This window comes from Acidimicrobiales bacterium (assembly GCA_016716005.1).
Lineage (GTDB): Bacteria > Actinomycetota > Acidimicrobiia > Acidimicrobiales > JADJXE01 > JADJXE01.
This window is the reverse complement of sequence record JADJXE010000001.1, coordinates 2,468,732-2,486,044: the sequence shown is the minus strand read 5'-3', so window position 1 is coordinate 2,486,044 and position 17,313 is coordinate 2,468,732. Positions and strand designations below refer to the sequence as shown.

18 protein-coding genes are annotated in these 17,313 nt (G+C 73.4%); 5 read left to right on the top strand and 13 right to left on the bottom strand.

Annotated elements, in window-relative coordinates; translation table 11 throughout:
• Nucleotides 1–52 precede the first annotated feature (52 nt).
• The 3 genes from IPM45_12305 to IPM45_12295 form a co-directional block, all read right to left on the bottom strand.
• Nucleotides 53–391, bottom strand: coding sequence for a P-II family nitrogen regulator (locus IPM45_12305; protein MBK9180318.1), 339 nt, complete (start codon nucleotides 389–391; stop codon nucleotides 53–55).
• A gap of 28 nt (nucleotides 392–419) precedes the next feature.
• Nucleotides 420–1,667, bottom strand: a complete 1,248-nt coding sequence (locus IPM45_12300) for an ammonium transporter (GenBank protein MBK9180317.1) — start codon at nucleotides 1,665–1,667, stop codon at nucleotides 420–422.
• 102 nt (nucleotides 1,668–1,769) lie between these two features.
• Nucleotides 1,770–3,119 (bottom strand): FAD-dependent oxidoreductase, encoded by a 1,350-nt coding sequence (locus IPM45_12295; GenBank protein ID MBK9180316.1) that lies wholly within the window; start codon nucleotides 3,117–3,119, stop codon nucleotides 1,770–1,772.
• 70 nt (nucleotides 3,120–3,189) lie between these two features.
• Between IPM45_12295 and IPM45_12290 the strand changes: the two genes are divergently transcribed.
• Nucleotides 3,190–3,369 carry a hypothetical protein gene (locus IPM45_12290; protein MBK9180315.1) on the top strand — a complete coding sequence of 60 codons (180 nt, stop codon included), beginning with the start codon at nucleotides 3,190–3,192 and terminating at the stop codon, nucleotides 3,367–3,369.
• A 20-nt stretch (nucleotides 3,370–3,389) separates the two neighbouring features.
• Here the strand turns inward: IPM45_12290 and IPM45_12285 are convergent, their stop codons facing one another.
• Both IPM45_12285 and IPM45_12280 read right to left on the bottom strand, forming a co-directional pair.
• Complete coding sequence (locus IPM45_12285) at nucleotides 3,390–3,734, bottom strand: hypothetical protein (protein ID MBK9180314.1); 345 nt, start codon at nucleotides 3,732–3,734, stop codon at nucleotides 3,390–3,392.
• Nucleotides 3,731–4,186, bottom strand: coding sequence for a hypothetical protein (locus IPM45_12280; protein ID MBK9180313.1), 456 nt, complete (start codon nucleotides 4,184–4,186; stop codon nucleotides 3,731–3,733). The genes IPM45_12285 and IPM45_12280 overlap by 4 nt, the downstream gene beginning before the upstream one ends.
• Before the next feature lie 18 nt (nucleotides 4,187–4,204).
• On the opposite strand from IPM45_12280, the gene IPM45_12275 reads away from it, so the two are divergent.
• The 3 genes from IPM45_12275 to IPM45_12265 are packed head-to-tail and all read left to right on the top strand — an operon-like array spanning nucleotide 4,205 to nucleotide 5,835.
• Nucleotides 4,205–4,699 (top strand): DUF427 domain-containing protein, encoded by a 495-nt coding sequence (locus IPM45_12275; GenBank protein MBK9180312.1) that lies wholly within the window; start codon nucleotides 4,205–4,207, stop codon nucleotides 4,697–4,699.
• A complete protein-coding gene (locus IPM45_12270) occupies nucleotides 4,696–4,986 on the top strand; it encodes a hypothetical protein (GenBank protein MBK9180311.1) in 291 nt (96 codons plus the stop codon). The genes IPM45_12275 and IPM45_12270 overlap by 4 nt, the downstream gene beginning before the upstream one ends.
• Nucleotides 4,987–5,031: 45 nt before the next feature.
• Nucleotides 5,032–5,835 carry a phytanoyl-CoA dioxygenase family protein gene (locus IPM45_12265; protein ID MBK9180310.1) on the top strand — a complete coding sequence of 268 codons (804 nt, stop codon included), beginning with the start codon at nucleotides 5,032–5,034 and terminating at the stop codon, nucleotides 5,833–5,835.
• Nucleotides 5,836–5,867: 32 nt separating this feature from the next.
• On the opposite strand, the gene IPM45_12260 is transcribed toward IPM45_12265, so the two are convergent.
• Genes IPM45_12260 through IPM45_12250 form a run of 3 tightly spaced genes read right to left on the bottom strand, consistent with a single transcriptional unit; the run spans nucleotide 5,868 to nucleotide 9,070 of the window.
• Nucleotides 5,868–7,424: an AMP-binding protein gene (locus IPM45_12260; GenBank protein ID MBK9180309.1), complete on the bottom strand. Its 1,557-nt coding sequence runs from the start codon at nucleotides 7,422–7,424 to the stop codon at nucleotides 5,868–5,870.
• A gap of 28 nt (nucleotides 7,425–7,452) precedes the next feature.
• Nucleotides 7,453–8,244: an ATP-dependent sacrificial sulfur transferase LarE gene (larE, locus tag IPM45_12255; GenBank protein ID MBK9180308.1), complete on the bottom strand. Its 792-nt coding sequence runs from the start codon at nucleotides 8,242–8,244 to the stop codon at nucleotides 7,453–7,455.
• Nucleotides 8,237–9,070 carry an alanyl-tRNA editing protein gene (locus IPM45_12250; GenBank protein ID MBK9180307.1) on the bottom strand — a complete coding sequence of 278 codons (834 nt, stop codon included), beginning with the start codon at nucleotides 9,068–9,070 and terminating at the stop codon, nucleotides 8,237–8,239. The genes larE and IPM45_12250 overlap by 8 nt, the downstream gene beginning before the upstream one ends.
• A 56-nt stretch (nucleotides 9,071–9,126) precedes the next feature.
• Here IPM45_12250 and IPM45_12245 point away from each other — a divergent pair, with 56 nt between their 5' ends.
• Entirely contained in the window at nucleotides 9,127–10,455 is a 1,329-nt protein-coding gene (locus tag IPM45_12245) for an ABC transporter substrate-binding protein (GenBank protein ID MBK9180306.1), read from the top strand.
• Between the two features lie 61 nt (nucleotides 10,456–10,516).
• Here IPM45_12245 and IPM45_12240 read toward each other — a convergent pair whose 3' ends face one another.
• The 5 genes from IPM45_12240 to ppc all read right to left on the bottom strand — a co-directional run bounded on the left by IPM45_12240 (nucleotide 10,517) and on the right by ppc (nucleotide 17,310).
• A complete protein-coding gene (locus IPM45_12240) occupies nucleotides 10,517–11,251 on the bottom strand; it encodes an ABC transporter ATP-binding protein (protein ID MBK9180305.1) in 735 nt (244 codons plus the stop codon).
• Nucleotides 11,248–12,132 (bottom strand): ABC transporter ATP-binding protein, encoded by an 885-nt coding sequence (locus IPM45_12235; protein MBK9180304.1) that lies wholly within the window; start codon nucleotides 12,130–12,132, stop codon nucleotides 11,248–11,250. Before IPM45_12235 ends, IPM45_12240 begins: the two co-directional genes overlap by 4 nt.
• On the bottom strand, nucleotides 12,122–13,108 hold the full coding sequence (locus tag IPM45_12230) for a branched-chain amino acid ABC transporter permease (protein ID MBK9180303.1): 987 nt from the start codon (nucleotides 13,106–13,108) through the stop codon (nucleotides 12,122–12,124). Before IPM45_12230 ends, IPM45_12235 begins: the two co-directional genes overlap by 11 nt.
• Before the next feature lie 4 nt (nucleotides 13,109–13,112).
• Entirely contained in the window at nucleotides 13,113–14,375 is a 1,263-nt protein-coding gene (locus tag IPM45_12225; GenBank protein MBK9180302.1) for a branched-chain amino acid ABC transporter permease, read from the bottom strand.
• Nucleotides 14,376–14,592: 217 nt separating this feature from the next.
• Nucleotides 14,593–17,310, bottom strand: a complete 2,718-nt coding sequence (ppc, locus tag IPM45_12220; protein ID MBK9180301.1) for a phosphoenolpyruvate carboxylase — start codon at nucleotides 17,308–17,310, stop codon at nucleotides 14,593–14,595.
• Nucleotides 17,311–17,313: the final 3 nt, after the last annotated feature.

The window sequence follows — 17,313 nt, the reverse complement described above, 5'->3', positions numbered from 1 at the left end:
CCGGACAACCTAGACGACCGCCCTGCCGTGACAGGGAGACCGGCCCCCGCCCCTACAGGGCGTCCTGGCCGAGCTCGCCGGTGCGGATGCGCACCAGCCGGTGGACGTCGCTCACCCACACCTTGCCGTCGCCGATCTTGTCGGTGCGGGCCGCGGCGACGATCACGTCGACGATCCGGTCGACGTCGGCGTCGTCGACGACGATCTCCACCTTCGCCTTCGGGAGGAAGTCGACCACGTACTCGGCGCCGCGGTAGGTCTCGGTCTTGCCGCCCTGGCGGCCGAACCCCTTCACCTCGGTCAGCGTGAGCCCGGCCGCGCCAGCCTCCTTCAGGGCATCCTTCACGTCGTCGACCTTGTGCGGCTTGACCACCGCCGTGACCAGCTTCATGGGGTGCTCCTCATCTGGCTCTCGGGGATCATCGGGGCTCGAGGATGTACGCGGCCTCGGCGTGCTGGCTCTCGTCGAGGCCGATCTGCTCGTCCTCCGCCGACACGCGCAGGCCCACGACCAGGTCGATCACCTTCGCCAGGACCAGCGAGACCGCCAGAGAGTAAGCGAGCACGGCCAGCACCGCGACCACCTGGTCGGCCATGAGGCCCCACCCGCCGCCGGCGAGCACGCCGTCGGCGCCGAGGGGGTTCACGGCCAGGTCGGCGAACAGCCCGAGCAGCAGCGAGCCCAGGATCCCTCCCACGAGGTGGACGGCGACCACGTCGAGGGAGTCGTCGTACCCGAACCGGTACTTCAGGCGGATCGCCAGGAAGCACACCGCCCCGGCCACCAGCCCGATGAGGATCGGCGACATGCCGCCCACGAAGCCGGCACAGGGCGTGATGGCCACCAGGCCCGCCACCGCGCCCGAGGCCGCGCCCAGCGTGGTGGCGTGGCCGGTGCGGATCTTCTCGACGATCAGCCAGCCGATCATGGCCGCGGCCGCGGCCAGGTGGGTGTTGAGCAGGGCCTGGGCGGCCAGGCCGTTGGCGGCCAGGGCCGAGCCGGCGTTGAACCCGAACCAGCCGAACCACAGGATGCCGGTGCCCAGCACGGTGAGCGGGAGCGAGTGCGGCAGCATGGCCTCGGTGGGCCAGCCCCGTCGACGCCCCAGCACGAGCACCACCGCCAGGGCGGCGATGCCGGCGTTGATGTGCACCACCGCGCCGCCGGCGAAGTCGAGGGCGCCCCGCTGGAACAGCCACCCGTTGGGGCTGAACACCCAGTGGGCGACCGGGGCGTAGACGAGCACCGACCACAGGGCGATGAACGCCACGTAGGCCACGAACTTCAGGCGGTCGGCGGTGGCGCCGGTGATGAGCGCCGGCGTGATCACCGCGAACATCATCTGGTAGGCGAGGAAGGCGAGGACGGGGATCGTGAGGGCGAAGTCGCCCACGTAGCCGGGCAGCTGCACGCTCTGGTCGGTGAGGCCCTTCATGAAGGCGAAGTCGAGGCTCCCGATCAGCGTGCCGCCGCCGCCGAAGGCCAGGCTGAACCCCACGACCACCCACAGCAGGCTGACGACGCCCATGGCGAAGACGTTCTGCATGAGCATGCCCAGCACGTTCTTGGTGCGCACCATGCCCGCGTAGAAGAAGGCCAGGCCCGGCGTCATGAACGCCACCAGTGCCGCCGACATGAGCACCCACGCGGTGTTGCCCGTGTCCATCGCTCCTCCTCCCCGGCCGGCGCCCTCCGGCGTCGACGGCCCGTCAGGCTAGTGACAGCAGGGATCCAGCCGGTCGATGCCGGACGGGTCCGCGAACCGGGCTCAGCCGGCGTCGTCGACCGCGTTGGCGGCCTGCCTGGCCGCCGTCAGCACCGGGTCCCACACGGGCGCGAACGGGGGGGCGTACGAGAGGTCGAGGTCGATCAGCCGGTACACGTCCATGCCCGCGGTGAGGGCGGTGGCGAACACGTCGATGCGCTTGGCCGCGCCCTCCTGGCCCACGATCTGCGCCCCCAGCAGCCGGCCGGTCCCCCGCTCGGCGACCACCTTCACGGTGATGGGGGTGGCGCCCGGGTAGTAGTGGGCCCGGGTGCCGGCCGTGATCGTGGCCGTGACCGGCTCGAAGCCGGCCTCACGCGCCTCGTGCTCGCCCAACCCGGTTCGTGACACCTCGGTGGCGCAGATCTTGGACACGGCCGTGCCCAGCACGCCTGGGAAGGTGGCATAGCCGCCACCCAGGTTGATGCCGGCGACCCGGCCCTGCTTGTTGGCCACCGTGCCCAGGGCCACGTGCACCTTGCGCCCCGACACCAGGTGGAGCGACTCGGCGCAGTCGCCGGCGGCCCACACCCCCTCGGCCGAGGTCCGCTGGCGACGATCGACCGAGACACTGCCCCTGGGGCCCAGGGCCAGGCCGGCGTCGGCGGCCAGAGCGGCGTTGGGCCCCACCCCGAGGCCCAGCACCACGACGTCGGCGGCGAGGGTGCCGCCGGCGGCGTGCACCACACCCGGCTCGAAGCCCTGGACCGCCTCGTCCAGGCGGACCTCGATGCCGAGGGCGCGCATGGCCCTGGTGACCAGGGCGCCCATCTCCGGGTCGAGGGTGCGCATCACCTCGGGGGCGGCCTCCACCACGGTGACCGCGGCCCCCCGGCGCACGAAGGCCTCGGCCATCTCCAGGCCGATGTAGCCGCCGCCCACCACCACCACCCTGCGGATATCGGCCGCCTCGATGCGCGCCAGGAGCGTGGCGGCGTCGTCGAGGGTCTGCACGCCGTACACGTCGGGGCCGTCGATGCCGGGCAGGGGTGGCCGGAGGGGCCGGCCGCCCGTGGCGACGAGGAGCTGGTCGAAGGGGATCGTGATGGTGCGCCCGTGCTCGTGGTCGCGCACCTCGACCCGGCGGCGGTCGAGGTCGACGGCCATCACCTCGTGCCGGAGGCGCACGTCGATGCGCTGGCGGTCCCGGAACTCCTGGGGCGTGCGGGCCACCAGCGACTCGAGGGCGGGCACCTCGCCGCCCACCAGGTAGGGGATCCCGCAGGCCGCGTAGCTGGTCCAGGACCCTCGTTCGAGGGCGATGATCTCGAGGTCGGACCGCAGGCGTCGGGCCTGCGACGCAGCCGACATGCCGGCGGCGTCGCCGCCGACCACCACCAGGCGCTCGGGCATACCCGCACCCTAGCGAGGGCCGCCCGGGCCGCTCCCCCGAGGGTGGCGTCGGGCGCGGCAGAATGCCGGGATGGCCGTTCGCGCCGACTGCCGGCACTACAGCACCCGCTCGCTCCCCACGGGCGAGGTGGTGGAGCGCTGCCGCCTGGGCGCCAACGGGGAGATGCCGTTCTCGTGCCCCGACGGCTGCGTGTTCTTCGAGCCCCGCGCCGGCATGAGCGCCGGGTGGACGGTGAACGAGCCCGACTGACCGCGGCCGTCAGGGGCCGGTCACTCGCCTGGTGGTGCGAGCAGCTCCGGCAGGCCGGCGAACAGCTCGGAGCGGGCCAGCACCTGGTCGCAGCCGGCGGCGCGCGCCGCCGCCAGCGCGGCCCGCTCCACGTGGGAGCCGTAGGCGATCACGCGCACGTCGAAGCAGTGGCCGTCGATGGCCCGGAGGGCGTCGAGCACCCCGTCGCGCGACAGGTCGGCCACCACCACCTCGGCGTGGCGGGCGGCCTCCACGAGCTCGCCCGGCGAGCCGACGAACCGCACGTCGCCGGCTGCGGCGGCCTCGACCCTGGAGCGATCCATCAGGTCGGGGGTGTAGGCGGCGATCCGCGCCGGCGGGCTCACGGCACCCTCCCCTCGGCCCGGCGGCGTTCGAGGTGCACCTTCGCCTTCCACGCCCCCCACACGAGGCCCGGCTCCAGGAGCGAGGGGTCGACGTCGGCCCACGAGGCCGGCGTCAGGTCGTAGACGTCGTCGGGGAACGCCCGCACCGCGAACCCGTCGCGGGGCACCGGGGGCACGCCCGCGCCGCGGAGCACGTCGGTGGGGAAGCGCACCGCGCTGCGCAGCACCGCCAGCGGGCTGGTGCGCTGCTCGTCGACGTCCACCGCGAGCACCTCGCGCAGCCGCCCGCCCACGTCGGCGCGGGCCCGCTCGCCGGCCTCGGCGGCCCGAGCCAGCACCTGCGGGTCGGCGGCGCCGGCCCAGGCCACCAGGCGGGCCTCGACGCTCCGCACGACCCACCGGGGCAGCGCGGCGTCGGCCGCGTCGGCCAGCGCCTTGGCGTAGGGATCCACGGCGACCATGCTGGCACGGTGCGACCGCAGAGGATCGAGCCCGGCCCCGGCCAGGAGTCGGTGTGGGACTACCCCCGCCCGCCCCGGGTCGAGCCCACCGGCGCCCACGTGGTGGTCGAGCACGCGGGGCTGGTGATCGCCGACAGCCGCCGGGCCCTGCGGGTGCTGGAGACCAGCCAGCCGCCCGCCTTCTACGTCCCCCCGGACGACGTGCGCACCGACCTGCTGCTGGCGTCGTCGACGCGCACGGTGTGCGAGTGGAAGGGCGTCGCCACGTACTGGCACCTCGACCACGGCGAGATCCACGTCGACGACGTGGCCTGGTCGTACCCCACCCCGGCGCCGGGCTTCGAGCCGATCGCCGGCCATCTCGCCTTCTACGCCCAGAAGGTCGACGCCTGCTGGGTGGACGGCGACCGGGTGCAGCCCAACCCGGGCTCGTTCTACGGGGGCTGGATCACGTCGAGGATCGTGGGGCCCTTCAAGGGCGGAGCGGGCACACTGGGCTGGTGAGGATCCGCGCGCTCTCGGTGTTCGAGGGCGTCGTCTACCACTGCTACTGCGCCGACCCGTCCAACCCGTGCCGGCCCACCCTCGAGGTGGAGGCCGTCGTGCGGGCGGGCGACGTCGACCAGGGCCCCCTGCTGGTCTCGGCCGCCGACTACCTGCAGATGGTGGGCTTCGAGGTCGGCCGGCGCTGCCTGGCCGAGCTGCGGGCCAAGGGCAGGATCGTGCGTCACCTCGGCGTCGACCACCTCGAGTTCCGCACCTGGACGCCGGTCGAGCTCGAGCACCGCTGACGTGCCCGCCGGCCCGGCGGCTCAACGAAACCAGAGCGGCTGCCGATGACCCCTTCGACGATGATGCTCACGACCGGCAGGAGCCACCTCGCGGTGACGGCGGCGGAACGCCTGGCCTTCGCGCGCGACGGCTTCGTGGTGCTCGACCGCCCGATCGTCCCGCTGGCCGACCTGGCCCGCGCCGCCGACCTGCTCGACGGGCTCTTCGTCCGGCTCGACGAGCTGCCCGCCGGCCACGTGCACGACCTGGGCCGGCCGGAGGCGGGTGGGCCCGGCCGAGCCATCCCCGAGGTGGTCGACCCGATCGGCCTGGCGCCGGCGCTGGAGCACACCGGCGTCGTCCAGCGCTGCCGGCAGGTGGCCGCCGGTCTGCTCGGTGGCTCGGCGCGCCTCAGCTTCAGCCACGCCATCTACAAGCCACCGCACACCGCCACGGCCACCGGCTGGCACCAGGACCTGGCTTTCAACCCCGAGTACTGCGAGACCGGCCGCATCCCCCCGGCGGTGCACGTGTGGCTCCCGTTGCAGGACGCCACCGAGCGCAACGGCTGCATGCTGTTCGTGCCCGGCAGCCACGCCGGGCCGCTGGTCGAGCACCACCGGCGCGGCCACGACCCCCGCGCCGACGCGCTGGTGACCGACGAGGTCGACCCGGCGACGGCCGTGGCCGCACCGGTGCACGCCGGTGGCCTCACCGTCCACCACCCGGCCACGCTGCACGCCTCGGGGCCCAACGTCACCGACCTGGTCCGGCGGGCCTGGATCCTCCACTTCGAGCCGGGCGGGCTCGTCGGGCTGAGGCGGCGCTGGCAGAGCCGGCGCCGGCGCCGGCGCCTCGCGGCCGGCTGACGGCCGACGGGCGGCCCGCCCACGGAACGAGGTCAGATGCGCCTTCCGGTGCCCTCCCAGTACGGGTCGCGCAGCAGCCGCTTGTACAGCTTGCCGGTGGGGTGCCGGGGGAGCTCGGGCTCGAAGTCCACCGACCGGGGCGCCTTGTACCCGGCCAGGTGCTCCCGGCAGTGGGCGATCAGCTCGGCCTCCAGCTCGGCCGAGGGCTCGACGCCGGCCACCAGCTCCACGGCCGCCTTCACCTGCTCGCCGTACTCCTCGTCGGGCACGCCGAAGACGGCGGCGTCGTGGACGGCCGGGTGGGTGACCAGCACCCCCTCGATCTCGGCCGGGTAGATGTTCACGCCCCCGGAGATGATCATGTCGATCTTGCGGTCGGACAGGTACAGGTAGCCGTCGGCGTCGAGGTGGCCCACGTCGCCCAGGGTGAACACGCCCGGTTCGAGGTGGGCTGCCGCCGTCTTGTCCGGGTCCTTGTGGTACTCGAAGTCGGTGCCCATCCGGCTCCGCAGGTACAGCTGGCCCTCCGCGCCGGGGCCGACGGACCGGCCCTGCTCGTCGACCACGACCACCTCCATGGTGGCGACCGGTCGGCCGACCGAGCCCGGCCGCTCCAGCCACTCCTCGGCCGAGATCAGGCTCACGATGGCGCCCTCGGTGCCGCCGTAGTACTCGGTGACGATCGGCCCCCACCACTCGATCATGCGGCGCTTCACGTCGGGCGGGCAGGGGGCGGCGCCGTGCCACACCACCTGCAGGCTGGACCCGTCGAAGGCCTCGCGATGCGCCTCGTCGACCTTCAGCAGGCGCACGAACTGCGTGGGCACGAGGTGAAGGTTGGTGACCCCGTACCGGTCGATCAGCTCCAGCACCTCGGAGGGCTGGAACGTGTGGCGCATCACCACCGAGCTGCCACTCACCAGCGGGAACAGCGAGAACGCCCACTGGGCCGAGTGGTACAGCGGCCCGCACAGCAGGGTGACGCCGCCGGAGGGCACGCCGAGCATGTCGGAGAACCCGGCGCTCATCAGCTGCAGCAACGACGGTGGGGTGCCCACGCTGACGTACCCGCTGCGCACCCCCTTGGGCCGGCCGGTGGTCCCGGACGTGTAGAACATCGGCCCGCCCACCGTCTGGTCGTCCGGCTCCTCCGGTGACCCGGACGCCACGAGCGCCTCGTAGGGCGTGAAGCCGTCGAGGGCACCGTCACCGATCAGGACCCGGCCGACCAGCCCGGGGTTGGCCGCCGCCGCCTCTGCGGCCACGCCGGCGAAGCGGGCGTCGGCCACCAGCGCCCGCGAGTCGGAGTTCTCGACGACGTAGGCGGCCTCCTCCCCCACCCAGTGCCAGTTGACGGGCACGAAGAGGAGCCCGGCGTGGGCCGCGGCCAGGTACACCTCGAAGTACTCCCGGCGGTTGCCGGCCAGCAGCGAGAACGTGTCGCCGGGCCGCAGGCCCGCCGAGCGGAAGGCGTGGACCAGCCGGTTCACCCGCCGGTCGAGCTCGGACCAGGTGGTCTCACCCCGCTCGTCGACCAGGGCCACCTCGCCACCCTTGGCCTCGGCGAACCCGCGCAGGATCTCGGCCACCGCCCCCCCTCGGTCGGACGGCCGCAGGCTAGTGGAGGGCGTCGTTGAGGTGCCCGGAGCGGAGCCCGAGCGGGTCGACGGTGACGGTGCGGTAGCCCGCCGACCGCACCGCGCCGACCACGTCGTCGAGGCGGGCCTGCGCCGCCGGCAGGTCGGCCAGGGGCACCTCGACGGTGGCGGCGTCGCCCCCGTGCCGCACCCGCAGCTCGCGGAAGCCCAGCCGCCGCACGGCCGCCTCGGCCCGCTCCACCCGCCCGAGCACCGCCAGCGTGACGGGGGTGCCGTACGGCACCCGCGACGCCAGGCACGGCGCGGCCGGCCGGTCCCACGTCGGCAGGCCGACGGTGCGCGACCAGGCCCGCACCTCGGCCTTGGTGAACCCGGCGTCGACGAGCGGGAACCGCGCACCGGCGGCGGCGGCCGCCTGCTGGCCGGGGCGGTGGTCGCCCAGGTCGTCGACGTTCACGCCCAGCACCACCACGGCCCCCTCGGCCGCGGCCACCGGGGCCAGCGCCTGCATCAGCTCGTGCTTGCAGTGCCAGCACCGGTCGCCGCCGTTGGCGACGTAGGCCGGCTGCTCGTGCTCGAGCGTGGCGACCTCCGACCAGCGCAGGCCCCAGTCGCGGGCCAGCTCGGCGCAGTGGCGGTGGTCGGCGGCGGCCAACGAGGGGGACACGGCGGTGACGGCGTGCGCGGCGTCGCGACCGAGGGTGGTGTGGGCCACCCAGGCGAGGAACGCCGAGTCGGCGCCGCCGCTGAAGGCCACGACCACCGCCCCCAGGTCGACCAGCCCGGCGCGCAGCACGCCGAGGTCAGGCATCGAGGACCTCGATGCGCAGGCGCTTGTTCGCCCTTCCCTTGCTCTCGGTCTTCACCACGCGGAACCGGCCCACCTCGGCCGTCGAGCGCACGTGGGTGCCGCCGTCGGCCTGCTTGTCGAGCCCCACGATGTCGACCACCCGGATCTCCTGCACCGACTCGGGGATCAGGTTCACCTTCGTCCGGATGAGGTCGGCGTCGACGAGCGCCACGCCGCGGGGCAGGAACGACACCTCGATGGGGCGGTCGGCGGCCAGCTCGGCGTTGACCAGCTCCTCGATCCGTGCGCCGAACCCCTCGGGCAGCGGGTCGAACTCGAAGTCCATCCGCGCGCTGAGCGGCTCCATGTTGCCGCCCGTCACCGCCCTGCCCCACTCGTTCCAGATCACCCCGCACAGCACGTGCAGCGCGGTGTGGGTGCGCATCAGCGCGTGGCGGCGCTCCCAGCCGATCTCGCCCTGCACCTCCTGGCCCACCACGGGCGAGCCGCCCACGACGGTGTGCCACACCCGGTCCCCCTCCTTGCGCACGTCCGCCACCTGCAGGCCGCCGAGCACCCCGGTGTCGTGGGGCTGGCCCCCGCCGGTCGGGTAGAAGGCGGTGCGGTCGAGCGCCACCCGGCCCCCCTCGGGGTCGACGCCGATCACCGTGGCCTCGAAGGTGCGGAGGTATGCGTCGCGCAGGTACAGCAGATCGGTGCCCACGGCGGCGCATTCTGGCGCGGTCGACGCCGCCGGGCGCACCGCCCGCCGCTCCGGACCCGGCTCCGCCGGCCGACGGGCTGTCGGGATCAGCCCCTTCTGTTCGGGCCCGGTGCCGCCTAACATCCCGCGGTTCCATCTCACGTCCATCTCACGTCCGTCTCCGCACCCACGGGGGTTCCATGCGCAAGCGCAGGCATCTGCTCCGTCTGTCCGCCGTCCTGCTCGCCGTCGGCCTGGTTGCCGCGGCCTGCGGCGACGACGACGACACCAGCAGCACCGAGCAGACCAACACGACCGAGGCGAGCAGCGACACGACCGCCGCCGCCGCCGCCGACCGGGGCAACGTCAACGGCACGCTCGAGGTCGGGGCGCTGCTGCCCGAGACGGGCCAGCTGGCCGCCATCATCGACTCGCTCCGCACGCCGATCGACATCGCCGTCGAGGAGATCAACGCCGCCGGTGGCGTGCTCGGCGCCGACGTCGTGCTCGTGGCGGCCGACGACGGCACCGACCCGCAGGTGGCCAGCGCCTCGCTCGACCAGCTGCTCAACTCCGACAAGGTCGACGTGGTCCTCGGCCCGGCCTCGTCGGGCACGATGCTCGGCATCGTCGACAAGGTCCGCACCGAGGGCGTGGTCGTCTGCTCCGGCTCGACCACCGCCGCCGAGCTGTCGACCGCCGACGACGGCGGCTTCTTCTTCCGCACGGCCCCGCCCGACAGCCTCCAGGGCCCGGCCCTCGCCGACCTCATCGTCGAGGAGGGCGCGACGGCCGTCGGCATCATCGTGCGCAACGACTCGTACGGCGTCGGCTTCGGCGACGCGCTGCAGACCGCCCTCGAGGAGGCCGGCGCCACCGTCACGGCCAACGTGGCCTACGACCCGAACGGCACCGACTTCGACGCCGACGTGCAGCAGATCATCGACTCGGGCCCCGACGCCGTGGCCGTGATCGGCTTCAACGACGACGGCGGCAAGATCATCGCCACGATGATCGAGAAGGGTGCCGGCCCCGCCGACATCCCGATCTTCACCGCCGACGGCATGCAGGGCTCCTCGTTCTTCGAGGCCGTGGACGCCACCAACCCCGCCGTCGTCGAGGGCATCAAGGGCACCGCACCGGCCGCCGCGCCGGCCACCGGCAACCCGGAGAGCCCGTTCTACGCGGCCTTCGACGCCACCGGCGTCGACCCGATCTTCTCCGCGTACTACTACGACTGCGCCATCGTCACCGCCCTCGCCGCCCAGGCCGCGGGCTCCGACGACCCCGCGGCCATCAAGGACGCCATGGTCGAGGTCACGACGGGTGGCACCACGTGCACCACCTACGCCGACTGCCTGGCCCTGCTCGACGAGGGCGAGGACATCGACTACGACGGCGCCTCGGGCTCGCTCGACTTCACCGACGTCGGTGAGCCGTCGAGCGGCGCGTACGACCGCTGGGCGTACGACGCCGCCGGCTCGCCCACCAACTTCGGCGAGCAGATCGTCATCGAGGCCAGCTCCTGAGCAGCACCAGCCGCGATCACCGAGGGGGCCCGGGCGACCGGGCCCCCTCGTCGCGTCCGGGTCAGTCGCGACGCGACAGCGTGCCCAGGTACAGCTCGATCACCTTCGGGTCGCGGAGCAGCTCGGCGCCCGAGCCCGTGTAGGCGTTGGTGCCCTGGTCGAGCACGTAGCCCCGGTCGGCGATCTGCAGGCACCGCCGGGCGTTCTGCTCCACCATCACCACCGACACCCCGGCCTTGTTGACCTCGGCGATGCGCCCGAAGGCGTCGTCCTGGGCCATGGGCGACAGCCCGGCCGAGGGCTCGTCGAGCAGCAGCACCGACGGGTCCATCATGAGGGCCCGGGCCATGGCCACCATCTGGCGCTCGCCCCCGGAGAGCGAGCCGGCCCGCTGCGAGGCGCGGTCGGCGACCACCGGGAACAGCTCGGACACCACCGCGAACCGCTCGCTGAAGCGGTGGGAGGCGAGAAACACGCCCATGGCCAGGTTCTCGCGCACCGTCAGCGCGGCGAACACGTTCTTCACCTGGGGGACGTAGCCGACCCCCTGCGAGACCAGCACGTGGGCCTGCTCGCCGGTGACGTCGTGGCCGCGCAGCCGCACCGAGCCCGATCGCACCTCCACCATCCCGAACAGCGCCTTCAGCAGGGTCGACTTGCCGGCGCCGTTGGGTCCGATGATCCCGACGAGCTCGCCCGCCACGACGTGGAGGTTGCAGCCGGTGAGGATGTTGATGCCGGGGAGGTAGCCGGCGTCGACGTCGATGGCCTCCAGGAGCGGGCGGTCGGCCGTCACATGGGCTCCTCGGGGAACGACTCCATCACCAGGGTGCCCTGGTGGTGGCCGAGATAGGCGTCGATCACCTTCTGGTTGCCGGCCACGGCCCGGGGCGGGCCCTCGGCGATCACCTGCCCCTGGGCCATGCACACCACCCAGTCGCTGATGGTCATCACCACGTCCATGTCGTGCTCGACGAAGACCACCGTCATGCCCTGGTCGCGCAGGTCGATGACGTGCTGCAGCAGCGACTGGCCGAGTGCCGGGTTCACGCCTGCGAGGGGCTCGTCGAGCATCACGACGCGCGGCTCCACCATCAGCGCCCGTGCCATCTCGAGCAGCTTGCGCTGCCCGCCCGACAGCGTGCCGGCCAGGTGGTCGGCCTTGTCGGCCAGGCTGAAGCGGGCGAGCAGCTCCATGGCCGAGGCCCGCACCTGCTGCTCCTGGGCCTTCCAGCGGCCCCGGAGCAGCGCCCCGAAGAAGCGCTCGCCGCGCTGGCCCGGCGCCGCCAGCATCACGTTCTCGAGCACCGTCAGCTTGGCCAGCGCCTTGGTGAGCTGGAAGGTGCGCACCATGCCCCGGCGGGCCACCTCGTGGGCGGCGACGCCGTTCAGCGCCAGCCCGTCGAGCGTCCAGCGCCCGCCGTCGGCGTGGTCGAACCCGGTGAGGACGTTGAACAGGGTGCTCTTCCCGGCTCCGTTCGGCCCGATCAGGGCGGTGATGGCGTGGCGCGGCAGCTCGAGGTGGGCCACGTCGACGGCGACGAGGCCCCCGAAGGCCCGCCGCACGCCGTCGACGACCACGACCGCGTCGGGCTTGGCCACCCCCGGCAGAGGCGCGAGCCCCCCCAGGGCGGCCCGGGCCGCGGCCACGGCGTCGACGGTCGCGTCAGCGCCCATCGACGAGCATCTCCTCCTTGCTCCCCAGGATCCCCTGCGGCCGGAAGATCATGAGCAGCATCAGGGCCAGCCCCACCAGAGCGAAGCGGATGGCGGCCACGTCGGACGGGTCGAACGCCGAGCCGAACCAGCCGGCGTCGAGCGCCTGGCGGAGGAAGCTGTCGGTGCCCTGCAGCACGAACCAGAAGATGATCGCCCCGACGATCGGGCCCAGCACGCGGCCCGCGCCGCCCAGGATCAGCGCCGTGTAGATGAAGAACGTGAACGCCGACTGGAAGTAGTCGGTGTTGACGAACTGGGCGTCGACCGCGATCAGGATGCCGGCCAGGCCGCCGATCACCCCGCCGACCACCAGGCTCTGGAGCTTGAACCCGAACACGTTCTTGCCGAGGCTCCGGGCCGCGTCCTCGTCCTCGCGGATCGACCGCAGCGCGCGCCCCCAGGGGCTCTGGGTGAGCAGCAGCACCAGCAGCGAGGTGAGGGCAACCAGGCCCCACCCGACGATCATCACCCACAGGGTCCGCTGGCTGAACACCAGCGAGCCGAAGCCGTAGCGGGCGATGGGCACGGGGTTCACGTCGAAGAAGGCGTTGGCGAAGCCCTGGATGCCGAACACGCCGCCGGTGAGGTCCTCGAGGCTGCGGGAGCGCACCACGAGGCGCAGGATCTCGGCCACCGAGATGGTGACGATGGCGAGGTAGTCGGCGCGGAGCCGCAGCGTCGGCAGGCCGAGCAGCAGCGCCAGGCCCGCGGCGCAGAGCATGCCCACCAGCACGCCCAGCCACAGCGGGCCGCCGTTGTCGACGGTGATCGCGGTGCCGTAGGCACCGACCAGCAGGAAGGCGACGTGACCGAAGTTGAGCAGGCCGGCGTAGCCGAACTGCACGTTGAGGCCCACGCCGGCCAGCGCGTAAGCCGCCGCCGGCACGCCGATCGAGGCGCGGATGGCGTCGGTGATGATCGTGACCGGGTCCATCAGCTCACCCCACTCGCTCGCGGACGCCGAGGATGCCCTGGGGGCGGAAGAGCAGCACCACGATCAGCACCCCAAGGGCGAACACCACCTTGAAGTCGGTGGGGAACCAGAAGGTGCTGACCTCGGACGTGACGCCGATGACGAGCCCGCCGAGCATCGGACCGTACGCCGTCCCGAGGCCGCCCAGCACCACGGCGGCGAACATGAGCAGCAGCAGCCGCAACCCGATGTCCCACTGGGCCTGCTCGGTCAGGGCGTACAGCACGCCGGCCAGGGCCGACAGGGCGCCGCCTCCCACCCACACCGCGAGGATCACCCGCTGCACGTCGATGCCCGACGCCTCCGCCAGCTCCTTGTTGTCGGCGACGGCGCGCATCGACGTACCGAGCCGGGTGCGCTGCAGCACGAGGGCCACGCCCACCAGCGCGGCCACGCAGATGCCGATGATCGCGAAGTCCTTGGGCGCGAGGGCCACCGGACCGATGCCCCACGCCCGCTGCACGGCGTAGTCGGCGAACGGACGCGGGTTCCCCCCGAAGACGGCCAGGAACACGCTCCGCAGGAACAGGGCGAGGCCGATCGACACCACCATCTGGGCGATGAGCGAGGTGCGGCGGCGGCGGAGCCGGCGCCACAGCCCGAGCTCGAGGAGGGCGCCGAGGAGAGCCCCGGCCACCACGGCCAGGGCTCCCGACACCCACAGCGGCAGGCCGGGGCCGTTCACGGCGGCGTTGAAGAAGAAGGCCACCAGGGCGCCGAAGGTGACCATCTCGCCCTGGGAGAAGTTCACCAGGCCGGTGATGCCGAAGATCAACGAGAGGCCGACCGCGGCGATGGCGATGATCAGGCCCAGCTTCACGCCCTGGGCCACGAGCTGGAGGAAGCGCTCCACCGGGCCGCGCTCGCTCCCCCCGCCCGAGCCGATCGCGAAAAGCACCGTCTTGGCCTGGCCGGCGCGCACCTCCACCTCGGGGAGGGTCGCCCGGTCGGCCTCGCGCAGCTGCACCCCCTCGGGGAGGGTCTCGACGTCGAGGGTGACGACGTAGAGGCCCGGCCCGGGGACGGGCACCGACCACCGCCCGTCGTCGTCGGCGGTTGCCCGACCGAGCTCCTGGCCACCCTGCTCGACCACGATCTCGACGTCTGCGACCGGGGCGTTGGCGTCGTCGCGGTTGGTGAGCCGGCCCTGGATGCTCTCGCCGCCCTCCTGGGCGCTGCCGCGTGCGGCCCACCCGACCAACACGATCGCGACGAGCACCAGGGCCAGGGCGGCGCGAGCGAGACGAGTGGCCGGCACGGAGGCTGGAGTCTAGGTGCTCTCGCCGGCCGAGCCGCTCCCGGCCGACTCGGGCCGTCGTGGCCGCCGCCGAACCGGGCGCACGCCGACACCTCGGCCGACTCCCGGACCCGCCGGGGTGACGCCGACGGTCCGCCCGAGACCCGGTTGCCGCGCCCCCGTCACGGACCTGCCGTCACCGGCAGGGTCAGCCGGTGTTGCGGAGCCCGGTGGCGATGCCGTTGATGGTGAGCAGCAGGGCCCGACGCACCTCGGGGTGGCTGTCGCCGGCCCTGGTCCGGGCCAGCAGCTCCACCTGCAGCAGGTGCAGGGGCACCAGGTGACGTTCCCGAACCGTGAGTGCACGCCGCAGCGTCGGGTGCCCGTCGAGCAGCCCGTCGCTGCCGGTGAGCCACCGGAGCTGCCCGAGGGTGCGGTGGTACTCGCCCTCGATGCGGTCGAACAGGCCCTGGTGCTCGGGGGCCACCAACCGTTCGACGTACCGGCGGGCCAGGCCCAGATCGGTCTTGAACAGCGCCATCTCCACGTTGGAGGTGAAGGTGGGCAGGAAGTGCCACTCAGCCCACATCTGGCGCAGCGTGGCCCCCCAGCCCTCCTCCCGGGCCGCGGCCAGGCCACTCCCCACCCCGTACCAGCCGGGGACGATCTGGCGCGACTGGGTCCAGCCGAACACCCACGGGATGGCCCGGAGGTCGCCCAGCCCGAGGCCGGACTCGGTGGCCCGGCGAGCCGGCCGCGACCCGATGTTGAGCGCTCCCATCTCCTCCACCGGGGTGGAGGTGAGGAAGTAGGGCACCAGGCCCGGATCGTCGACCAGCTCGCGGTAGGAGCGGAACGCCGCCGCCGACGCCGCCGCCATGGCATCGTCCCAGCGCCGCAGCACGTCGGGCGGATGGCGCGACTCGCGATGCAGCAGCGACGCCCGCAGCACGGCCGAGAGGGCCAGCTCCAGGTTCTGCCTCCCGAGGGCGGGGACGCTGTACTTGTCGGAGATCACCTCGCCCTGCTCGGTGATCTTGATGGCACCGTCGAGGGTGCGGAAGGGCTGGGCGAGGATGGCCTTGCCGGTCGGCCCACCGCCGCGTCCGACCGTGCCGCCCCGCCCGTGGAACAACCGGAGGCGGACCCCGTGGCCGGCGGCCACGTCGCGGAGCGCACGCTGCGCCCGGTGGATCTCCCAGGACGACGTGGTGATGCCGCCGAGCTTGTTCGAGTCGGAGTACCCCAGCATCACCTCCTGCACGCCGCCCCGGAGGTCGACCAGGTGGCGGTAGTGGGTGATGCCGAGGAGCTCGTCGAGCAGCGGGCCGGCGGTCCGGAGCTCGTCGATGGTCTCGAGGAGCGGCACGAAGCCCACGTGGGCGACGCCGGCGCGAAGGTCGACGAGCCCGGCCTCCCGGGCCAGCAGCACCGCCGCGAGCACGTCGTCGACCCCACGCGTCATCGAGATGACGTAGCTCTCGATGCAGTCCCGCCCGTAGCGCTCGAGCGCCTGGCGGATCACCGTGAAGACCCGCAGGACGTCGTCGGGGCCAGGAGGCAGGGCGGTGCCCGGCGCGGCGAAGGGCCGCGGGTTGGCCAGCTCCTCGACCAGGAGGTCGGTGCGCCCGCGGCGGTCGAGCTCCGCGTAGGGCGTCGGGCTCACGCCCGCACGATCGACCAGGGCCGCGATGGCCTCGTGGTGGCGGGCCGCGTGCTCGCGCACGTCGAGGGTCACCAGCGACAGGCCGATGGCGGCGGCGGTGCGCTGGTAGCGCTCGACCGACCCGCGCGCCACCAGCTCGCCGTGGTGCTGCAGCAGCGAGGCGCGCAGCACGTCGAGGTCCTCGAGCAGCTCTGCGGCCGAGGCGTAGTCGATCCCCGGACGGTGGGCGGTCCCCTCGATCACCCGTCGCAGCGTGGCCCGGAGGCGCTCGGAGACGAAGAGGCACGCGAGCCGATAGGGCTCGTCGGGCGTCCAACGCCCGGCGCGGACGGCGACGTCGGGCATGCGCCGGCGGAGGGACTCGAGCCGCTCGAGCAGCGCGTCGCTGGCGCCGACCACCCGCGTCGACACCGAGAGCTCCGACCGCAGCTCCTCGATCCCGTCGAGGAGCAGACCGAGGGCCCGCTCGGTCTGCAGCTGCAGCGCCTGGAGGGTGACCGAGGGGGTGACGTTGGGGTTGCCGTCGCGGTCGCCGCCCACCCACGACCCGAGGCGCAGCGGCCGCGCATCGACGGGGAGGGACGTCCCCACCGACGCGAGGGTGGCGCTGAGGTCGTCGAGCAGGTCGGGCAGCACGTCGCGGGCCAGCACCTCCACGAAGTACAGGACGCTCGACGCCTCCTCCAACGGCTCGGGGCGGCCGTGCCGCAGCTCGTCGGTCTGCCAGAGCAGGTCGATCGTCTCGGCCAGGCGGCGCTCGCGCCGCTGCCGGTCGGGGCCCTCGGCGGCCAGCTCGTCGAGGAGCTCGGCCACCCTGAGCCGCTTGGTGAGCACCGACCGTCGCTTGGCCTCCGTGGGGTGGGCGGTGAACACCGGGCGCACGTCCATGCGGGCCACGAGGGCGGCCAGCTCCTCGGCCGTCACCCCTGCGGCCACCACGTCGGCGACCGTGTCGACCAGGCCGCCTCGGTAGGTGGCCGACCGGACCGCCAGCTCGTCGGCCCGGTGGACCTGCTCGGCGATCGTGGCCAGGTGGAACGACGCGGAGAACGCGCGGACCAGCCGAACGGCCACGCCCGGCTCGATGCGGCGCAGCGTCTCCCCGAGCTGGGTCGATCGACCGCGGCCGGCGTCGGCGAGGGCCCGCACCTCGGCGACGAGCGCCGCGAGGGTCGCGCCCTCCTGGCGGGTCAGGCTCTCGACGAGGAGCCGTTCGAGGAGGGCCAGGTCGTCGTCGAGCGTGCGGGGCGCGCCGATCACCGG

Bases quoted from the DNA above. Each gene is read 5' to 3' on its own strand.
- larE (MBK9180308.1), bottom strand. From the start codon at position 8,244: ATGCCTGACCTCGGCGTGCTGCGCGCCGGGCTGGTCGACCTGGGGGCG.
- IPM45_12265 (MBK9180310.1), top strand. From the start codon at position 5,032: ATGACCCCTTCGACGATGATGCTCACGACCGGCAGGAGCCACCTCGCG.
- IPM45_12305 (MBK9180318.1), bottom strand. From the start codon at position 391: ATGAAGCTGGTCACGGCGGTGGTCAAGCCGCACAAGGTCGACGACGTG.
- IPM45_12245 (MBK9180306.1), top strand. From the start codon at position 9,127: ATGCGCAAGCGCAGGCATCTGCTCCGTCTGTCCGCCGTCCTGCTCGCC.
- IPM45_12300 (MBK9180317.1), bottom strand. From the start codon at position 1,667: ATGGACACGGGCAACACCGCGTGGGTGCTCATGTCGGCGGCACTGGTG.
- IPM45_12290 (MBK9180315.1), top strand. From the start codon at position 3,190: ATGGCCGTTCGCGCCGACTGCCGGCACTACAGCACCCGCTCGCTCCCC.
- IPM45_12230 (MBK9180303.1), bottom strand. From the start codon at position 13,108: ATGGACCCGGTCACGATCATCACCGACGCCATCCGCGCCTCGATCGGC.
- IPM45_12235 (MBK9180304.1), bottom strand. From the start codon at position 12,132: ATGGGCGCTGACGCGACCGTCGACGCCGTGGCCGCGGCCCGGGCCGCC.
- IPM45_12250 (MBK9180307.1), bottom strand. From the start codon at position 9,070: ATGTTAGGCGGCACCGGGCCCGAACAGAAGGGGCTGATCCCGACAGCC.
- IPM45_12295 (MBK9180316.1), bottom strand. From the start codon at position 3,119: ATGCCCGAGCGCCTGGTGGTGGTCGGCGGCGACGCCGCCGGCATGTCG.